This window comes from Chryseobacterium indologenes (assembly GCF_002025665.1).
GTDB classification, from domain to species: domain Bacteria; phylum Bacteroidota; class Bacteroidia; order Flavobacteriales; family Weeksellaceae; genus Chryseobacterium; species Chryseobacterium metallicongregator.
The window spans coordinates 959807-976314 of the sequence record NZ_CP018786.1; the positions used below are offsets into that span (position 1 = coordinate 959807).

Annotated in this window: 20 protein-coding genes; 9 read left to right on the forward strand and 11 right to left on the reverse strand. The window is 36.5% G+C overall.

Annotated features, from left to right (window positions below; all coding sequences use genetic code 11):
* Nucleotide 1: 1 nt before the first annotated feature.
* From BUE84_RS04425 to BUE84_RS04435, 3 genes are all read right to left on the reverse strand, one after another.
* Nucleotides 2–829: an ABC transporter permease gene (locus BUE84_RS04425; protein ID WP_079240652.1), complete on the reverse strand. Its 828-nt coding sequence runs from the start codon at nt 827–829 to the stop codon at nt 2–4.
* Between the two features lies 1 nt (nt 830).
* Nucleotides 831–2081, reverse strand: a complete 1251-nt coding sequence (locus tag BUE84_RS04430; RefSeq protein ID WP_079240653.1) for a glycine betaine/L-proline ABC transporter ATP-binding protein — start codon at nt 2079–2081, stop codon at nt 831–833.
* Nucleotides 2082–2615: 534 nt separating this feature from the next.
* The gene (locus BUE84_RS04435) at nt 2616–2981 is read right to left on the reverse strand and encodes a DUF1304 domain-containing protein (protein ID WP_047429381.1); all 366 of its coding nucleotides are present in this window, start codon (nt 2979–2981) and stop codon (nt 2616–2618) included.
* A gap of 63 nt (nt 2982–3044) precedes the next feature.
* Here BUE84_RS04435 and BUE84_RS04440 point away from each other — a divergent pair, with 63 nt between their 5' ends.
* The 3 genes from BUE84_RS04440 (at nt 3045) to BUE84_RS04450 (ending at nt 4564) form a co-directional block, all read left to right on the forward strand.
* On the forward strand, nt 3045–3617 hold the full coding sequence (locus BUE84_RS04440) for a Crp/Fnr family transcriptional regulator (RefSeq protein WP_079240654.1): 573 nt from the start codon (nt 3045–3047) through the stop codon (nt 3615–3617).
* Between the two features lie 63 nt (nt 3618–3680).
* On the forward strand, nt 3681–4112 hold the full coding sequence (locus BUE84_RS04445) for a DoxX family protein (protein ID WP_167595382.1): 432 nt from the start codon (nt 3681–3683) through the stop codon (nt 4110–4112).
* Between the two features lie 8 nt (nt 4113–4120).
* Nucleotides 4121–4564 (forward strand): carboxymuconolactone decarboxylase family protein, encoded by a 444-nt coding sequence (locus tag BUE84_RS04450; protein WP_079240655.1) that lies wholly within the window; start codon nt 4121–4123, stop codon nt 4562–4564.
* Nucleotides 4565–4810: 246 nt separating this feature from the next.
* Here the strand turns inward: BUE84_RS04450 and BUE84_RS04455 are convergent, their stop codons facing one another.
* The 6 genes from BUE84_RS04455 to BUE84_RS04480 all read right to left on the reverse strand — a co-directional run bounded on the left by BUE84_RS04455 (nt 4811) and on the right by BUE84_RS04480 (nt 9666).
* Nucleotides 4811–5779, reverse strand: a complete 969-nt coding sequence (locus tag BUE84_RS04455; RefSeq protein WP_079240656.1) for a cyclase family protein — start codon at nt 5777–5779, stop codon at nt 4811–4813.
* Between the two features lie 195 nt (nt 5780–5974).
* A complete protein-coding gene (locus BUE84_RS04460) occupies nt 5975–6958 on the reverse strand; it encodes an aldo/keto reductase (protein WP_079240657.1) in 984 nt (327 codons plus the stop codon).
* Between the two features lie 164 nt (nt 6959–7122).
* Nucleotides 7123–7875 (reverse strand): type 1 glutamine amidotransferase domain-containing protein, encoded by a 753-nt coding sequence (locus BUE84_RS04465; RefSeq protein WP_202971508.1) that lies wholly within the window; start codon nt 7873–7875, stop codon nt 7123–7125.
* A gap of 2 nt (nt 7876–7877) precedes the next feature.
* Complete coding sequence (locus BUE84_RS04470) at nt 7878–8165, reverse strand: putative quinol monooxygenase (protein ID WP_079240658.1); 288 nt, start codon at nt 8163–8165, stop codon at nt 7878–7880.
* A 2-nt stretch (nt 8166–8167) separates the two neighbouring features.
* A complete protein-coding gene (locus tag BUE84_RS04475; protein WP_079240659.1) occupies nt 8168–9052 on the reverse strand; it encodes an NAD-dependent epimerase/dehydratase family protein in 885 nt (294 codons plus the stop codon).
* Nucleotides 9049–9666 (reverse strand): NAD(P)H-dependent oxidoreductase, encoded by a 618-nt coding sequence (locus tag BUE84_RS04480; RefSeq protein ID WP_079240660.1) that lies wholly within the window; start codon nt 9664–9666, stop codon nt 9049–9051. Before BUE84_RS04480 ends, BUE84_RS04475 begins: the two co-directional genes overlap by 4 nt.
* A 314-nt stretch (nt 9667–9980) precedes the next feature.
* Between BUE84_RS04480 and BUE84_RS04485 the strand changes: the two genes are divergently transcribed.
* Complete coding sequence (locus BUE84_RS04485; protein WP_079240661.1) at nt 9981–10727, forward strand: metallophosphoesterase family protein; 747 nt, start codon at nt 9981–9983, stop codon at nt 10725–10727.
* Nucleotides 10728–10767: 40 nt separating this feature from the next.
* Nucleotides 10768–11664: a LysR family transcriptional regulator gene (locus BUE84_RS04490; protein WP_079240662.1), complete on the forward strand. Its 897-nt coding sequence runs from the start codon at nt 10768–10770 to the stop codon at nt 11662–11664.
* On the opposite strand, the gene BUE84_RS04495 is transcribed toward BUE84_RS04490, so the two are convergent.
* Nucleotides 11641–12108, reverse strand: coding sequence for a GNAT family N-acetyltransferase (locus BUE84_RS04495; protein WP_079240663.1), 468 nt, complete (start codon nt 12106–12108; stop codon nt 11641–11643). The genes BUE84_RS04490 and BUE84_RS04495 overlap by 24 nt on opposite strands.
* The gene (locus BUE84_RS04500) at nt 12108–12542 is read right to left on the reverse strand and encodes a GNAT family N-acetyltransferase (RefSeq protein ID WP_079240664.1); all 435 of its coding nucleotides are present in this window, start codon (nt 12540–12542) and stop codon (nt 12108–12110) included. The genes BUE84_RS04495 and BUE84_RS04500 overlap by 1 nt, the downstream gene beginning before the upstream one ends.
* Nucleotides 12543–12874: 332 nt before the next feature.
* Here BUE84_RS04500 and BUE84_RS04505 point away from each other — a divergent pair, with 332 nt between their 5' ends.
* From BUE84_RS04505 to BUE84_RS04520, 4 genes are all read left to right on the forward strand, one after another.
* On the forward strand, nt 12875–13750 hold the full coding sequence (locus BUE84_RS04505) for an aldo/keto reductase (protein ID WP_079240665.1): 876 nt from the start codon (nt 12875–12877) through the stop codon (nt 13748–13750).
* 103 nt (nt 13751–13853) lie between these two features.
* A complete protein-coding gene (locus tag BUE84_RS04510) occupies nt 13854–14558 on the forward strand; it encodes a DNA alkylation repair protein (RefSeq protein WP_079240666.1) in 705 nt (234 codons plus the stop codon).
* Between the two features lie 140 nt (nt 14559–14698).
* A complete protein-coding gene (locus BUE84_RS04515; RefSeq protein ID WP_079240667.1) occupies nt 14699–15757 on the forward strand; it encodes an NAD(P)H-dependent flavin oxidoreductase in 1059 nt (352 codons plus the stop codon).
* A 94-nt stretch (nt 15758–15851) separates the two neighbouring features.
* Nucleotides 15852–16466, forward strand: coding sequence for a hypothetical protein (locus BUE84_RS04520; protein ID WP_079240668.1), 615 nt, complete (start codon nt 15852–15854; stop codon nt 16464–16466).
* The last annotated feature ends 42 nt before the right edge of the window (nt 16467–16508 follow it).

Consider the following 16508-nt stretch of genomic DNA (forward strand, 5'->3'; position numbering starts at 1 on the left):
CTTATTGCTTTTTCTTTACAAATCCCTGGGTAATACGGTCGAGGATAATGGCCAATATCACCACGGATAAACCACTTTCAAATCCTAATCCGATATCCAGATTATTAATTCCTTCCAGTACTTTCTCTCCTAAGCCACCTGCAGCAATCATTCCTGCAATAACAACCATGGATAATGATAACAATATGGTTTGATTAATTCCCGTTAAAATCGTTTTCATTGCTAAAGGAAGTTCTACTTTAAATAGAATCTGACGGTTGGTCGCTCCGAAAGCTCTGGCAGCTTCCACAATATCTTTTGGAACGGCTTCAATTCCTAATGTCGTTAATCGAACTGCTGGCGGCATGGCGAAAATGATGGTTGCAAAAGCACCTGGTACTTTACCGATACTAAAAAACAGCACAGCCGGAATGAGGTAGACAAATGCGGGCATGGTCTGCATCAAATCCAGTAAAGGACGAATGATTTTGTCGGCTATTTTGCTTTTAGCTGCTAAAATCCCAAGTGGAATAGAAAGAATAAGAGCGGTAATGGTAGATACAAAAATAAGTGCTAGGGTTTCCATGGTTTCTTTCCATAATCCCATTAAAAATATTAAACTTAATCCGGCAGCAGTTACCACAGCGATACCTTTTCCGGCTTTCCATAATGCCAGGAGTGTAAAAAAGAGAATGATTACATAAAAAGGGGTGTTTGTTAAAATCCATTCAATTCCCATAATGGAGGAATTTCCCAGATGTTTTATGACATCAAATACAGGCTTTCCGTTTTCTGTGAGCCAATTGATTGCAGTTTCTACATATTGGCCTATATCTATAGTTTTATTCATCTTATTGATTGTTTGCGATTTCTTTTAATTCTATAATCTCTTCTTCGTTAAACTTGGTAGCTTCTATGACAAGCGATAACTGGGTTACTAGACCTAAAAATTTATTGTCTTCATCAATAACAGCAATGGACGATTTATTTTCAGAGATCAATGGTAGCATTTCTTCTACAGTCACTTCCGGATAAACCGAGGGAACATTACTGTTGATAATAGATTCTACCGTAGGTTCTTTCTTTTTGGCGATGCGCACAACATCTTTAAGCGTTACAAAACCAAGGAATTTATTTTGAAAATCTACCACAGGCAAGTTTTCCAGACCTGTAGCCCTCATTTTTCTTAAAGCGCCTTCAGGACCATCTTTTCTGAAACGTACTACCGTTGCTTTGTCGAACATCAAAGATCTTGCAGTGATAATGGTCTTACGGTCTACTTTCTCTACAAACGCTTTCACATAGTCGCTGGCAGGATTGGTTAAAATATCTTCCGCTGTTCCTATTTGTTCTATCACCCCATCTTTCATAATGACGATACGGTCTCCGATTTTAATGGCTTCATCCAAATCGTGGGTAATAAAGACTATGGTTTTTTGCAATGTATTCTGGAGTTCAAGCATCTGATCCTGCATTTCAGATTTGATCAATGGATCCAATGCAGAGAAAGCTTCATCCATAAGCAGTACTTCAGGATCGTTTGCCAGGGCTCTTGCTAATCCAACTCTCTGCTGCATTCCTCCGGAAAGCTGAGACGGATACTGATTTTCGAAACCATTTAAACCGACAATATCCAGTGCTTTTTGTGCTTTTTTATCACGGGAAGCTTTATCTTCTCCTCTTATTTCCAGTCCGAAGCCTGCATTATCTAAAATGGTATGATGGGGAAGCAGTCCGAATTTCTGGAATACCATACTCATTTCTGTTCTTCTTACTTCCAACAGTTCTTTGTTGTTTTTTCCGGTAATATCATCGTCATTGATGAATACTTTTCCTGAAGTAGGTTCATTCAGTCTGTTAAGGCAACGCAGTAAAGTCGATTTTCCGCTTCCTGAAAGTCCCATGATCACAAAGAATTCTCCTTCATAAATTTCAAAACTGGCTTTGTTGATTCCTATGGTACAGCCAGTTTTTTCAAGAATTTCCTTTTTGGAAAAACCTTTATCCAGAAGCTCCTGTGCTTTTTCTTTGTTTTTACCAAAGATGATCGTCAGGTCTTCCACTTTAAGTTTTACTTTTCGAGTGTTTTCATTTTTTTCCATATTCAGAATTTTTCAATTAATAATTTGATATAAAAAATTGTACACCAATTCATTATATACATTTAGCATTCGTTGTTCTGCTGATGACGATAGGATAAAATAATTTGCTAAGCCTTTAGTAATAAAAGCTTTAAACAAAAAAATAACAGCATAAAGACCTGCTGGCCTTATGTTTATTTTAAATATTTCAATAGATTATACTCTAGAAAAAGAGTGCATTATGTAAAAAGAAACTGATCTTTTACATAGATTCTACAATTAAATTACTGATGAGGTAATTACAGATATGTGTACTGAACAACTTGAATGGCTACATTTCATCAAAATGCTTGCCAGCATCAAAAAACTGTATATCAATTTTTTATGACGGTGCAAATTTACGAATTATATATTAAATGGATTTTTGTATATGTAAGTTATTGATTATCAATGATATTTTAAAAAGATGATTTCATGACGAATTTTCTCTTATTATTCAAGTTAAGAGAATATTGAGGTTGGAATTATTTTAGAAAAATCTTAACGTTATACCAGTTATTTTAATAAAACGGCAATAATGGCAAGGATAGCGGGTAAAGCCTGAACGAAGAATATTTTTTTAGTGGCTGAAATTGCTCCATAGATTCCTGCTACGGCTACACATCCTAAAAAGAATAACGCTACATTGGTCTGCCATTGAGGATCTTTAATCAAAAAAGACCAGATCAGCCCGGCAGCCAGAAATCCATTGTAAAGTCCCTGATTGGCAGCAAGTCCTTTTGTTGGCTTAAACATTTCTGCAGGCAGAGCTGCTTTAAAAACTTCTTTTCCTTTGGTTTCCCATGCGAACATTTCCATCCAGAGGATATAAAGGTGTTCCAGTGCAACGACGGCGATCAGAATTTTAGCAACGATTTCCATAATAAATATTTTCTCATTGTAAAACTAAAAAAATAAAGTTAAGTTTGAGTATTAATTCTTACAATGGATCCATTCAAAGCACATTTAAATAAATTTATTACCATAACCGATGAGGAATTTGTTTCCATCATGTCTTTTTTCCAGGTTCTTGATGTGAAAAAGAAACAGAAGCTGGTATTGGAAGGAGAGGTCTGCCGAACAATGTATTTTGTGTTGAATGGATGTTTGAGAAAGTTCTTTATCAACGAAAAAGGAGTGGAGCAAACTACGGAGTTTGCTATTGAAAACTGGTGGATAACAGATACATTTGCTTATGAAAGACAAATCCCGACAGATTTTTCTATACAAGCGGTAGAGCATTCTTCTATTTTGGTGATTGATCTGGAGCGTCAGGAAGAATTATTAAAAAAACATCCAGTGATGGAAAGGTACTTCCGGATGATCTATCAAAGAGCGTATGCTGCTTCGGAAAGGAGAATCCGTTACTTGTATGAAATGTCCAGAGAAGAACTTTATATGCATTTCAGTACATTATATCCGTGGTTTATCCAGAGAATTCCACAATATTTAATTGCTTCCTTTTTGAATCTGACTCCGGAATATCTGAGTGAAATCAGAGCAAAATTACGATCTTAAACCAGTTTAAGTTTTTTACGGATCAGAAGCCGGAAATTTGTCATGTAATTAAAAGCTAATGCAATGACAGATCACAAAAATCAATTTCCGCAACTTTTTTTAAGACTGGCTCTCGCTGTTACGATGCTTTCTGCAGTGGCAGATCGGTTTGGATGGTGGAGCAAGGAAAATTCGTCATGGGGAAACATGGAGAGTTTTAAAGAATATACAAGACAGCTGACCTATTTCCTTCCGGAAGCTTTGAGTACGGTTTCAGCGTATGCCGCTACCTTTTTAGAAATTCTTTTTCCTTTGATGCTGATTTTTGGATTTAAAACAAAAATGGCAGCCTACGGAAGCAGTATCCTGCTGTTAATTTTTGCCATATCCATGACCATTGCATCAGGGCCAAAGGCTCCACTCAACTATTCTGTATGGGTGGGATGTGCTGCTGCGCTTTTACTGGCAGTACAACAACATTATTCTTTAAGTATAGATCAATTAACCAAAAAATAATACATATTATGAGCGCAAGATTAAATATTGCAACAGTAGATTCCGCAGCCTATAAAGCCATGCTTGGATTGGAAGGTTATTTACAAACTATTTCTTTAACACACATTCAGAAGGAACTGATTAAGATCAGAGCTTCACAGATCAATAAATGTGCTTTCTGCCTTGATATGCATACCAAAGATGCCATCAAATACGGAGAAAATCCTCAAAGAATTTTTATTCTGAACGGATGGACGGAAGCAAAAGAATTTTTCACTGAAGAAGAACAGGTGCTATTGGCAATGACCGAAGAAATTACGCTGATCAGCGATAAAGGATTAACCGAAGAAACGTATCAAAAAGCGAAGTCTTTCTTTGATGATAACCAGATTGCTCAGATCATTATGGCTATTGTAACAATCAATGCCTGGAACAGAATTGCAGTAAGTACTCATCTTCCGATTGCAAAATAGAGAAGTCGGGAAGATGGGTGATGGAGGATGGAAGTTGATGAAGACTGCATCATCTACGGATGTTTACTTTATTTAAAAAAAAACGGCCTTTCAAATTTTTGAAAGGCCGTTTTGATGCAAGATGCAAAGTGACAGTGTAACACGGTTTGGTATTAATTCTAAAAATAAATTCTTTGGTTCATTTTATTTTTTAAACCGGAATTACATTGTCTCTCCGTTTCTCGGATTATATTTCTAATATTTAAATTAATAAATAGCCACAGGATTCACATTCACCTGAGTAGAACCTACATATAAAGGCTGCCCCAGCACGAATAGAAATTCCCATACTTTTTGTTTTACCAAAGGACGACTGTCAATCAGTTCCAGGTTATAGATTCCTTTTTTAGCCAGCATAAACTGATTGATAGGGAATTCTTCTTTACTTTTTGGGTTGGGATATACTTCGGAAGCCCAGGTATCACCACCAAAAGCAACGATTCCCTGATCGGCAAGCCATTTTGCAGCATCCATTCCAATTCCGGGTTCTGTTTCAAGGAATTGCTGGTTGTTTTTACCAATCAATTCAAGCCATCCGGTATTGAAAAGGACAATATCACCTTTTCGTAGGGTAAGTTTCTGTTTCTTTAAAACGGATTGGATATCTTCTACGGTAAATTCTGTTCCTCCCGGCACAATAGATTTTCCATAATGAGCCGTCATGTCAAGAACTACACCGCGGGTAACGAACGGAGGTACTTTTTCAACACCCAGTTTTTTTACTCCTTCTACAGTTACAAAATCTGTTGCTTTATTTCCGTTGTAGTAAGTATTGTCAATACCAATGTGTCCAATACCATTCAGTTGTGTTCCTACTCCGGTCCATCCGTTTACTAATTCATCATTGAAGGTGAATTTATTAGGGCCTATGCTTTTTCCGGCCTGTTCTCCGGGCTGAATATTGTATAAATTGAAACTTCTGTGTCTGAAAGCAGGAAGGTTTTTATCAATAGGAATGGCAAGTGCTAATGTTTTACCTTGTTTTACTAATCCTAGTGCTTGTTTTACGACTTCCGGTGTTAACAGATTGGCTGCTCCAATCTCATCTGTCACACCGTAAGCGGAAGGATACCATGATTTGTCTTCCGGATTGACGAGTGTCTGAGATTTTAAACTAATGCTGTTGAAAATCAATAGTGTAGCTAACCCGAACATTTTGATCAGATTATTTTTCATTTTTAAAAAGATTTGGGGGTTAGAGGTAGGAAGCTGGGAGAGGGAAGTTGTTGAGGTCTGATAACAAATGGATTAGTGTACAATTCAACTTCAATTGTCATTCCGACGAAGGAGGAATCTCTTTGTTATAGTCAGAATAGTACAATAGAAATAGCATAGCTTCTATCTTCCATCCTCCAGCTTCCAGCATTTACATTAAATTTCGCTCAAAGCAGAATTGATAAAGCTTAATTCTTCCTGTGAAAGGTCAATAGACATTGCTTTTGCGTTTTCGATGGCTTGCTGTGCATTTCTTGCTCCTGCCAATACGACTGTAATGGCTGGCTGCAACGTAGTCCATCTTAATACCAGTTGAGAAAGGCTTGCTCCTTTTTTCTGAGCAATAGGTTCAATTTTTTCTAAGAAAGTTTTTACTTTATTCAGATCAAACTGAGAGAAATATCCGTTTCTGTGGTCGTTATCTTTCAATTGGGTTTCTTTGAAATATTTACCGGTTAAAAGACCTCTTTCCATCGGGCTGTATACGATAATTCCTGTATTGTTTTCCAAAGAATAAGGGACAAGATCGTTTTCAATGGCACGGTTCAGCATGCTGTAAGAAACCTGATTGCTGGCAAGTTGTAAAGTTTTGTTAGCTTCTTTCATTTGAGCAACGCCGTAGTTGCTTACTCCTGCTGTACGGATTTTTCCCTGCTGTATCAGTAATTCCATAGCTTCCATAGTTTCGGAAATTGGTGTTGTGCTATCCGGCCAGTGAAGTTGTAGAAGATCAATATAATCTGTACCTAATCTTTTTAAACTTTCTTCAACTTCTTTGATGATGTTTTCTTTAGAAGCCAATTTGTACACGGGAATAGTTTTTCCTTCGTCTTCTGCGTCAAAGAAAAATTCTCCTTTACCATTATTACTTCCGTCCCATACCAATCCGAATTTTGTTAAAAGCTGGATTTTTGAACGGTCTTTTCCTTTGATTGCTTCACCGATCATTTCTTCACTCAGTCCAAAACCATAGAATGGTGCCGTGTCAATAGAAGTTACCCCATGATCTAATGAGGCGTGAATAGAATTGATAGAATCTTGTTTTTCATTACCGCCCCACATGTTTCCGCCAATGGCAAAAGCTCCGTGTGTAATTGTTGATAATTTTAAATCAGTGTTTCCTAATTTTCTATATTCCATTTTGTTTGTTTTAAAATTGTTATTGTGTTAAACCACCCCGTCAAAAATTCTTTGAATTTTTGCCACCCCTCCGGAGGAGGGGAATTCTCGCCGTTTCAATAGTGACACTTCTAAGAACTTAAGTGTCTGAAACTTTTATGGCTTTTGTGGTTAAAAATTGTCTGTTATTTCTTTAGTTCTTTTACGATAGCCTCTCCAACGCTTTTTGCAGATTGTGGATTCTGTCCTGTGATCACTCTCTGATCGGTTACCACATGATTTTGCCAAAGCCCGGATTTTTCAAATTTTGCGCCTCTTTCTTTCAGTTTATCTTCCAGTAAGAAAGGAACTACGCTGGTTAATTTTACTTCAGATTCTTCTTCATTGGTAAAAGCATTGATTTTCTTTCCGTCCACAAGATATTTCCCATTATTCAGCTTGATATTCACAAGACCTGCTGGGCCATGACATACTCCGGCTACAATTCCTCCGTTTTCATAAATTTTAGAAGCAATATCTGCCAGTTCCTTATTGTCTGCAAAATCCCACATCGCTCCGTGTCCTCCTGCATAAAAAATGGTTGAGTATGCTTTGGGATTCACCTGTGATGGCTTCATAGAATGATCAATCTTGTTTTTGTATTCTTTGTTTTCCCAGAATTCCTTGTTGACAGGATCTTTCAAATCAAAACCATCTACCGGAGGAGTTCCGCCTTTCGGACTTACAAAGTCAATTTCATATCCTGCTTTGTGAAGAACTTCCCACGGATGAGAAACTTCACCCAGATAATATCCTGTATCTTCACCGGTACTGCCTTTTTTATCATGGCTGGTAACAACGAATAAAATTTTCTTTTTCATATTCTTTGATTTTTTGGTTTGTGCCTGTACGAATCCTATGGTAAAGACCGCAAGCATTAAAAACGCTAATTTTTTCATTATTAAAGAAGATTAGTGATATAAATTTGTGGTTTTTCCTGAAGCTTTTCATCCACCAAAGCTCCGAAGGCTTGAATGTAAGGCTGCTGGTTGTGCTGATCCAATCCTTCTTTACTTTTCCAGATTTCGTAGAAAACAAATTCATTTTTGTCTTCAATGCCCTGATGCAGGCTATAAAGCTCACAAGCTTCTTCTTTTCTTGTTTCTTTTACCATATTCTGAAGAACTTCCAGTACTTCTGCCTGATGTTCTTCTTTGGCTTTTATAATGGCTGTAAGATGAATTTTCATAATTAAATAAAATTTTCAATTGAGTTATAGATAGGTTTCCAGTCCAGTTCTACTTTAGCTTTATCTGAGCTGCATCTGCTGTTGGATGCAAAACCGAAATAGCCTCCCGCCGGACCAAATTTATTAACAGCTTCCTGTATACTTAATGATTTTGCAGGTTGTAGGCTGTATTTTTTACTGATGTTTTCTGCAATGTTTTTTAAAGAAGATGAACCATTTTCTGCATAATAAATGGAACCTCCTTTTGCTTTTTCCAATGCGAGTACATATAAATCTGCAAGGTCTTCAATATGTAAGTTAGACCAGATATTTTCCCCTTCACCAAAATAGACTCCATGTCCTTTTTCCTTAGAAAAATTGATAAGAGCAGGAATCTGGATGCTGTCTTTTTTTATTCCTAAACCTTCTCCGTAAACCATTGTAGGAACAATAACAATACTTTTTATGCCTTTGTTTGCAGATTGCAGTACATAATTGTTGATAAGAACTCTTGATGCCATTTCCAGTCTTGGTTGCAAAGGGAAATCTTCCCTGAAGATAAAGTCGCTTTTTTGACCATTCTCTTTTCCTCCAAAAATGGCAGAGCCTGAAGTGAAAATAAACGTTTTGTGACTTTCTTCCAATGCTCTGATAAAGTTATCTGCTGCATAGGAATCATCTGCAGAATCAGCATTATGAATAACCGCATCTACCTCGGAAACTGCTGTTCTGATAAGATCTTCATCATGAATACTTCCCACTATGGTTTTGATTCCTAATGATTCCAGTTCCTGTATATGGGTTTCATTACGAACCAGCCCAGTCACTTCATAATTCTTGTTTAGTAGTTTTTTTGCGATAGTTCCGCCAATATAGCCGGTAATACCTGTGATCAGTACTTTTTTCATGATACCAGTTCCGGTTTTAATTCTTTTTCAAATACATTTCTTACATGCGCTCTGTACAATGTCATATCACGTTCTACATTGGCATTCTTTTCCACATCATGAAAGTGGAAGCTTTCCATTTTTTCTAACGAAACAAAGGCATTCATTCTGTGGAATCCAAATAACGGGCCTTCATCCACACTTTTTTCACTGAAAAACTCTCCGGGAAGAGTAAAAGCTGTTGCAGGAGCGTTCCAACTTGTAGTCAGCATATATTTTCTTCCTCCAAGCATTCCTCCAGTTCCGTAGTTGATTTCGGGATTCTCAGCTTTTCTTCCGTCGCTCATATAAATTCCTTTGGCATGTCCGGCTGTGAACACTTCGTCAATATATTTTTTCAATCCGTTGGGTAATTGGAACCACCAGATAGGAGTGTGGTAAACAATGTAGTCTGCCCATACAAATTTCTCCACTTCTTCATTCTTGTCATAGGTTTCACTTACATTGGTTATCTTTACTTCTACATTATCAAATTCTTTAAGAACGGCTAATGTATTGTCTGCAATAGTCTGATTATATTTTCCTCCGGAATGTCCGAAATTCTGTCCTCCGTTGATGATTAGTACTTTTTTCATTTTTTTATGATTGTTTGAATTTTACTCTGCAAAGTTAGAATGGATGTTTGTATAATAAAAATAATATAAATTATAGTATGTTATTATTTTTGTGATAGTTTGTTTTTTTTGATTCGTGTTGCGTGATTCGAGGTTGATTTCAACCGATTCGTTTATGTATGGAGACATTGCTAACCGTGAGTTAATCATTCACGATTGACTTTGCGCAGCAAAAATTGACTATTGACAATTTCCCTTTCATGGTAAAATGTCATAGTATATCCGAGCTGAAATTCCTTTCCGTCATGTAAATTTGTCTAACAAATTGAAGGACAATGATACAGATAGCTGTTTTTAGTGATGTGCATGGAAATCTTCCTGCCCTGGAAGTCGTGTTGGAAGATATTGAGAAAAGAGGAATCAGGCAGAGGTTCTGTTTGGGAGATCTGGTAGATTTTGCACCCTGGGGCAATGAAGTGATAGAAAAAATAAGAAGTCTGAACATTCCTTGTTTAATGGGAAATCATGATGAAAGAATTGCCTTTGATATTCCTGTAGTTCCTTTGTCTAAGCATTCCGAAGAAGAAACGAGTGCCAGATTTATTGCGATCGATCATTCTAAAAAACATATTACAGAGGAGAATAAAAATTTTTTATCAGAACTACCTTTTCATTTAAAATTAAATTATAAAACAGGGAAGAAGCACTGGAATATTCAGTTGGTACATTCCAGTCTTGAAAGTAATGATACGTATCTCTATGAATCAGAAAATGATGAGGTTTTTGAGAATATGCTAAAAGATTCCGGAGCTGATGTTGTGGTGATGGGACACACCCATTTATCCTTTAAAAAGCAGTTTGAGAATAAAGCATGGGCTGTCAATTGTGGTTCTGTAGGTCGTTCCAAAGAAGAAAACAGACTGGCTTCTTATCTGATCCTTACTTTAGATGAAGAAAAAATTACTCCTGAAATTGTACAGTTATCTTATCCGATTGATGAAACAGTCCGTCAGATACGGGAAAGCGGGATTCCGGATTATTATGCCTTGTTTCTGAAGAATGAAAATGTATTAATATTATAATTATTTTGTAATTTTGCATTATAATATTAATAATTAAGTCATGGTTAATTTAGAATGGTATCGTACTTTTAAAGCGATCTATAAAACCGGGACATTGACAGGTGCTGCCGATGCTCTGTTTATATCACAACCAGGAGTGAGCCTTCACTTAAGCTCATTGGAAGCTTATGTAGGATACAAACTATTCGACAGAACAGGTCGAAAAATGATTCCGACAGAACGTGGGAAAGTATTATTTAATGCAGTTGCTGAACCTATTACTAAACTGGAAGATGTAGAGAAAAACTTTCAAAAATCTACAGAGAAGCATACTCCTACTATCAGTGTCGGGATGTGTTTTGAGACTTTTCAGACCACTTTGGAGCAATATGTTTCTTCATTGCCTTTTAATCTGATTATCAGTTTCGGAGAATATCCTGAAATGCTGGATCAACTGGATAAGGGAATTCTAGATCTTATCATCACTCCCAAAAAAGGCTCTTCATCCAATATCGAACATGAAGCATTCTCTTCGGAACAAATTATTCTGGTAGGAGGGAAGGATGTGGATAAAGCAGCTTTCAATAAGGTTTTAAAAACAAAAGATGCAGAGCAGATTGAAGAGTGGTTGAAGAATGAAAAATGGTATGGAACAACCGGTGATATGGAACACCTTTTCCAGTACTGGATATTAAATTTTGGTCATAAACCGAATTTCCGTCCTAATTATATCGTTCCTAACATGAACTCTATCATCCGTTGTCTCAAAGGAGGAACAGGATTAGCCGTTGTTCCTGATTTTCTATGCAGAAATGATATTGAAAGCGGTGATATCCAGTTGATTTGGGAAGGAAAGAAAAAGTTTGAAAATACCCTGTATTTCGGTTGTCGTAAGAAAACCAATTATCAAACCGAAATAGAGCATATTAAAGGATTATTCCGCAAGGTGATGGCTTAATAAAACCATATCTCTCATCTGTAAACCGTTTTCATAAATAGGAGCGGGATAGTTTTCAATAAAAAAATCTTTCAGGATTCCACTTTTAATGAAACCGTTTTTCTCATAAAATATGATCTGTTGGAAACCGGTATCCGATGTTCCAACAATTAGTGTTTTATAATGATTTTCTTTAGCAATTTCTTTTGCCTTATCTATCAGGATAGTTCCAATACCTTTATTTCTGTAGCTTTCAATAACAGCAATGTTTTTAATTTCCAGTTCAGTATGGGTCTTCTTGTACAACGCCATTACAGCAATGTTTTCAATACCGTCATGTAAAAGATAGATCTCAGAATTAAAAATATATTGATTGATAGCTTCTCGTGTTTCATCAGCCAGAAGCAGTAGATGATAAGGAATTTCTGAATCAGAATTTAGCTTGTTGAAGGTGAAATTTTCCATTACAGGCTCATATGGATAAGTGGATAGTCTTTTCCTGAACCGTCTTTCTCGGATCTTCCGGTCTTTTTGAAACCCATTTTTTCATAAAATCCGATGGCCTGAGGGTTTTGTTCATTCACATCCACTTTGGTCAATCCGGTTTTCTCTTTCATAAACTGATAAAGTGTTTTTCCGTAGCCTTTTCCACGCGTGTCATTGTGAATGAAAAGCATTTCCAGGTTGCCTTCTGCTACGGATGCAAAACCTTTAGATTCGTTATTTTCAGTAATTAAATAGACTTCCAGATTAGGAAGATAATCTCTTGGAATAGCTTCTTTGAAATAATTGAAATCCTCTTCGGCAAGAAAATCATGAGTTGCTTTTACTGCTGATTCCCATATTTCCATAATTCTCGGATAATCCTCTGCTGTAGCCAATCTGATATTTTGTGACATGATTTTTTAATTTTGAACAAAAATAGGGAAAATGAAGGTGAGAAGCCAGAAGAAGGGTAAATTTTGGGCTGGAGGATGCAAGATGGGTGCTGGAAGTTAGAAGTTAGAAGTTAGAAGTTAGAAGTTAGAAGTTAGAATGATCGGTTTTATCGACCACTTATTCCCCTTCTCTGAAGGGGTGGATTTTTGCAAAGCAAAAGACTGGGTAGTTTAAACAAACCTCCATTAAATAACAATTTTTTAACAGAAACAGTAAAATTGGTAGGCAGGATTTTCAATTTTTTATTGCAAATTTGTTTATCACTTTATATTAATCATTAAAATAAAGATTTATGCAAAAGAAAACCTATACAGGACAACCTGTGGTAACATTAAATAACGGAGTGGATATTCCGGCTTTAGGATTTGGAGTATGGCAGATGGAAGATCTGAAAGAATGTGAAAATGCGGTAATCAAAGCTATTCAGACAGGATATAGAATGATTGACACCGCTGCTATTTATCAGAATGAAACTGCAGTAGGTACTGCTGTGAAAAATAGTGGTGTAAAAAGAGATGAACTGTTTATCACATCCAAAGTATGGGTTCAGGATCATGGATATGAAAAAGCAAAAAGTGCTTTTCAGAGAACATTAGACAGATTACAGATGGATTATCTTGATATGTATCTAATCCACTGGCCATATGGAGATTTTCTGGGTACATGGAAAGCTTTGGAAGAATTATATCATGAAGGAAAAATCAAAGCGATTGGAGTGTGCAATTTTACCGTGGAGAAACTGGAAGAACTGAAAGCGAATTCTACGGTTTTACCAGTGATTAATCAGATTGAGCTGCATCCTGTATTCCAGCAGAAAGAATTACAGGTATACGACAGGGAAAATAATATCGTAACACAACCTTGGAGCCCGCTAGGAAATGGTAATGCCAACCTTTTAAGCAATCCTGATCTGAAAGCGATTGCTGAAAAATATGGCAAAACTGTAGCTCAGATCATTCTAAGATGGCACTTACAGGAAGGTTTTGTTGTAATTCCGAAATCTGTGACCCCTTCAAGAATCGAAGAAAACTTTAATGTATTTGATTTTGAACTGACAGAAGATGAAATGAATGTTGTACGTTCTTTAGATACCGGAAAAAGATTATTCTTTGATCCTAAAGATCCGGAATGGGAGCAAAAAATGCTAAATTCCGTAGCGGATATTTAATAGAAATAAAGAGTAAGAATATACCCACGGATCTCACAAATTACACAGGTTTTAATCCGTATAATTTGCGAGATCTGTGGGCTTTTTAAATCAATAATAACCCATGACTGCAAAAGAATTCATAGAAACACTCTCATTATTTAAGAATGAAAAAGAACTCAATAAAGCTGAGAAGTTTTTCAAAGGAAATGATGGAGTTACCAAGAGTTTCGGGGTGAAATTCGGAGATGTTTTTACTACGGCGAAGGCATTTTCGATGATGCCTCTGGATGAAATCAATAAGCTCCTTGACAGTGACTTTTATGAAGTAAGAATGGGAGCTGTAAGTATCATGGATTTTCAGGCAAGAAGTAAAAAATCGTCTGAAGACCTGAAGAAAGCCCTTTTTGATTTGTATCTCAACCGTCATGACCGTTTGAATAACTGGGATTTTGTAGACAGAGCAGCCTGTCATGTTATTGGAGAATATCTCATTGATAAATCCAGGGATATTCTGCATAAGCTTGCTTATTCCGACAGTCCATGGGAAAGAAGAACAGCTATTGTCAGCACTCATGCATTTATCCGGAAAAATGATGTAGCAGACACCTTTGCTATTGCGGAAATCCTTGTTTACGATCCAAACGAACTTGTGAATAAAGCTGTAGGAAGCTGGATCCGGGAAGCCGGAAAAAAAGACAAAAAGAAATTACAGCATTTTCTCAATACTTACGTGAAAACAATGCCTGCTGTTACATTTTCTTATGCAACAGAAAAGCTTGATCCGGAATCAAAATTACACTATAAAGAACTCAGGAAGGCAAAATAAATCCTGCTTTGTTCCATATACAGTAGATGTTTATCAACAACTCTAAACCTTAAACTTTAAACCCTATTCTGAGCAATATCATATCATTGAATAAGAAGTATTGTCTGATTCTTCGTACATTTTAATAAAAAATAATTCTTATGTTTTGGCCGGATACAATCAGTAAAAAACTAGGGATACAATATCCTCTTATTCAGGCTCCGATGTTTGGAGTAAGTACCGTAGAGATGGCTGTTGCTGCAACGAAAGCAAATTGTCTGGGATCACTGGCGCTGGCTGATCTTTCTGCGGATCAGTCTGTGGAATTGATCAGAGAGACGAAAAAATTGACGGATAAACCTTTTGCTGCCAATATATTTGTTCATCACATTCCGGAAGTGACTGATGCTTTAAAAGAAAAGTATGGTAAAACTAAGCTTTTTATTGAGCAGCTGGCAAAGGAAAATGCAATTGAAGTACATCTCCCGGATCTTGAAGAAATCAGGGTAAACGGCTACCATGATCAGGTGGATGCCATCATTCAGGAAGACTGTAAGATTTTAAGCTTTACTTTCGGAAATCTGGATGATCAGAGTATTCAGAAGTTAAAAGAAAATGGGGTTACTCTTATCGGAACTTGTACTTCTGTGAGAGAAGCTTTATTACTTGAAAATTCCGGTATTGATATCATTTGTGTTCAGGGAATAGAGGCTGGAGGGCACAGAGGAAGTTTTGAAGCAGAAAATATTCCGCAGATCGGAGGATTATCTTTGCTCTCACAGATCTATGAACAGGTAAAAGTTCCTTTGATCTATGCAGGAGGGATTTATGGAGCGAAGACATTGCAGGCTGTTAAAGAGTTAGGAGCACAGGGTTTTCAGGTGGGCAATCTTTTACTGGCTTCTCAGGAAAGTGCTTTGCATCCTTTTGAAAAAGAAAGATTGAAAAAGGTAAGAGAAGAGGAAATTGTTTTAACGAAGAGTTTCTCCGGGCGGTATGCAAGAGGAGTGAAAAACCATTTTATAGAAACAGTAGAAAATTCAGAATATATTTTACCTTATCCTTATCAGAACAAGCTGACCAATGCTTTACGTAAAGCGGCAAAATCTTTGCAAAATCCAGAATTTGTAGGAATCTGGGTTGGACAGTCTATCCATCAGTACAGCGAACTTTCTACAGAAGAAATTTTGAAGAAACTGATCAAAGAATGTGAAAGATGAATCTGTATGTTTTAATTTGATGATAATTTTATATTTTCGTGCATCAATTGTATTGATCTGCCCAATATAAAAACTAAAACCAATAAAAACATCCATGAAATATTCAGAAGGAATTCAGAGATCACTTCCATTCGGGTATCTTTTTCTCGTTATAATGGGAATATTAAAAGAGAGTGTCTTCTACTATCAGATCAATATTAATATTTTAAAGTACTCAACCATAATGGACATTCTGATAAGCCCGATTGCGACTTTAACTGCTCATCCCATTATATTGATTGCCCTGATTATTATAGTCGTATTTTCATTTGCTTTTCCCTCTTTTTTATCGAGACAGGCCAATAAAAATAAACGTTGGGCATTCCAGATGGCATCTCTCAAAGGACATGAAAATATGAGCAAAGAGGCTATTGAGAATCATTTTACCAATATGTTTGTGAAATTTCTCGCCATGATGTTACTGTCTTTCTTTGTAGGAATAGGTTGGGGAGAAGGACTTGGACTCACCAGAAAGATAAGGGAGAACAAGCTTAAATATGACTATAAATTAAACTATGGTGATGATAGCTTTGAGCAGGTGCATCTGATAGGATCAAACAGCATGTACTATATTTATCTGGCAAAAGGAAATAAAACGATAAAAATAGCACCGTTGGGCTCCATAAAGAGTATTGAGCTTACCAATAACAAAAAATTGAGCGACAATTAGAAAGCATACTTAATAAAAAAAGCTTCAGAAATAGAATCTGAA

Excerpts from the sequence above, each read along its gene's own strand:
- BUE84_RS04425 (WP_079240652.1), bottom strand. The coding sequence starts at position 829 with ATGAATAAAACTATAGATATAGGCCAATATGTAGAAACTGCAATCAAT.
- BUE84_RS04430 (WP_079240653.1), bottom strand. The coding sequence starts at position 2,081 with ATGGAAAAAAATGAAAACACTCGAAAAGTAAAACTTAAAGTGGAAGAC.
- BUE84_RS04435 (WP_047429381.1), bottom strand. The coding sequence starts at position 2,981 with ATGGAAATCGTTGCTAAAATTCTGATCGCCGTCGTTGCACTGGAACAC.
- BUE84_RS04440 (WP_079240654.1), top strand. The coding sequence starts at position 3,045 with ATGGATCCATTCAAAGCACATTTAAATAAATTTATTACCATAACCGAT.
- BUE84_RS04445 (WP_167595382.1), top strand. The coding sequence starts at position 3,681 with ATGACAGATCACAAAAATCAATTTCCGCAACTTTTTTTAAGACTGGCT.
- BUE84_RS04450 (WP_079240655.1), top strand. The coding sequence starts at position 4,121 with ATGAGCGCAAGATTAAATATTGCAACAGTAGATTCCGCAGCCTATAAA.
- BUE84_RS04455 (WP_079240656.1), bottom strand. The coding sequence starts at position 5,779 with ATGAAAAATAATCTGATCAAAATGTTCGGGTTAGCTACACTATTGATT.
- BUE84_RS04460 (WP_079240657.1), bottom strand. The coding sequence starts at position 6,958 with ATGGAATATAGAAAATTAGGAAACACTGATTTAAAATTATCAACAATT.
- BUE84_RS04465 (WP_202971508.1), bottom strand. The coding sequence starts at position 7,875 with ATGAAAAAATTAGCGTTTTTAATGCTTGCGGTCTTTACCATAGGATTC.
- BUE84_RS04470 (WP_079240658.1), bottom strand. The coding sequence starts at position 8,165 with ATGAAAATTCATCTTACAGCCATTATAAAAGCCAAAGAAGAACATCAG.
- BUE84_RS04475 (WP_079240659.1), bottom strand. The coding sequence starts at position 9,052 with ATGAAAAAAGTACTGATCACAGGTATTACCGGCTATATTGGCGGAACT.
- BUE84_RS04480 (WP_079240660.1), bottom strand. The coding sequence starts at position 9,666 with ATGAAAAAAGTACTAATCATCAACGGAGGACAGAATTTCGGACATTCC.
- BUE84_RS04485 (WP_079240661.1), top strand. The coding sequence starts at position 9,981 with ATGATACAGATAGCTGTTTTTAGTGATGTGCATGGAAATCTTCCTGCC.
- BUE84_RS04490 (WP_079240662.1), top strand. The coding sequence starts at position 10,768 with ATGGTTAATTTAGAATGGTATCGTACTTTTAAAGCGATCTATAAAACC.
- BUE84_RS04495 (WP_079240663.1), bottom strand. The coding sequence starts at position 12,108 with ATGGAAAATTTCACCTTCAACAAGCTAAATTCTGATTCAGAAATTCCT.
- BUE84_RS04500 (WP_079240664.1), bottom strand. The coding sequence starts at position 12,542 with ATGTCACAAAATATCAGATTGGCTACAGCAGAGGATTATCCGAGAATT.
- BUE84_RS04505 (WP_079240665.1), top strand. The coding sequence starts at position 12,875 with ATGCAAAAGAAAACCTATACAGGACAACCTGTGGTAACATTAAATAAC.
- BUE84_RS04510 (WP_079240666.1), top strand. The coding sequence starts at position 13,854 with ATGACTGCAAAAGAATTCATAGAAACACTCTCATTATTTAAGAATGAA.
- BUE84_RS04515 (WP_079240667.1), top strand. The coding sequence starts at position 14,699 with ATGTTTTGGCCGGATACAATCAGTAAAAAACTAGGGATACAATATCCT.
- BUE84_RS04520 (WP_079240668.1), top strand. The coding sequence starts at position 15,852 with ATGAAATATTCAGAAGGAATTCAGAGATCACTTCCATTCGGGTATCTT.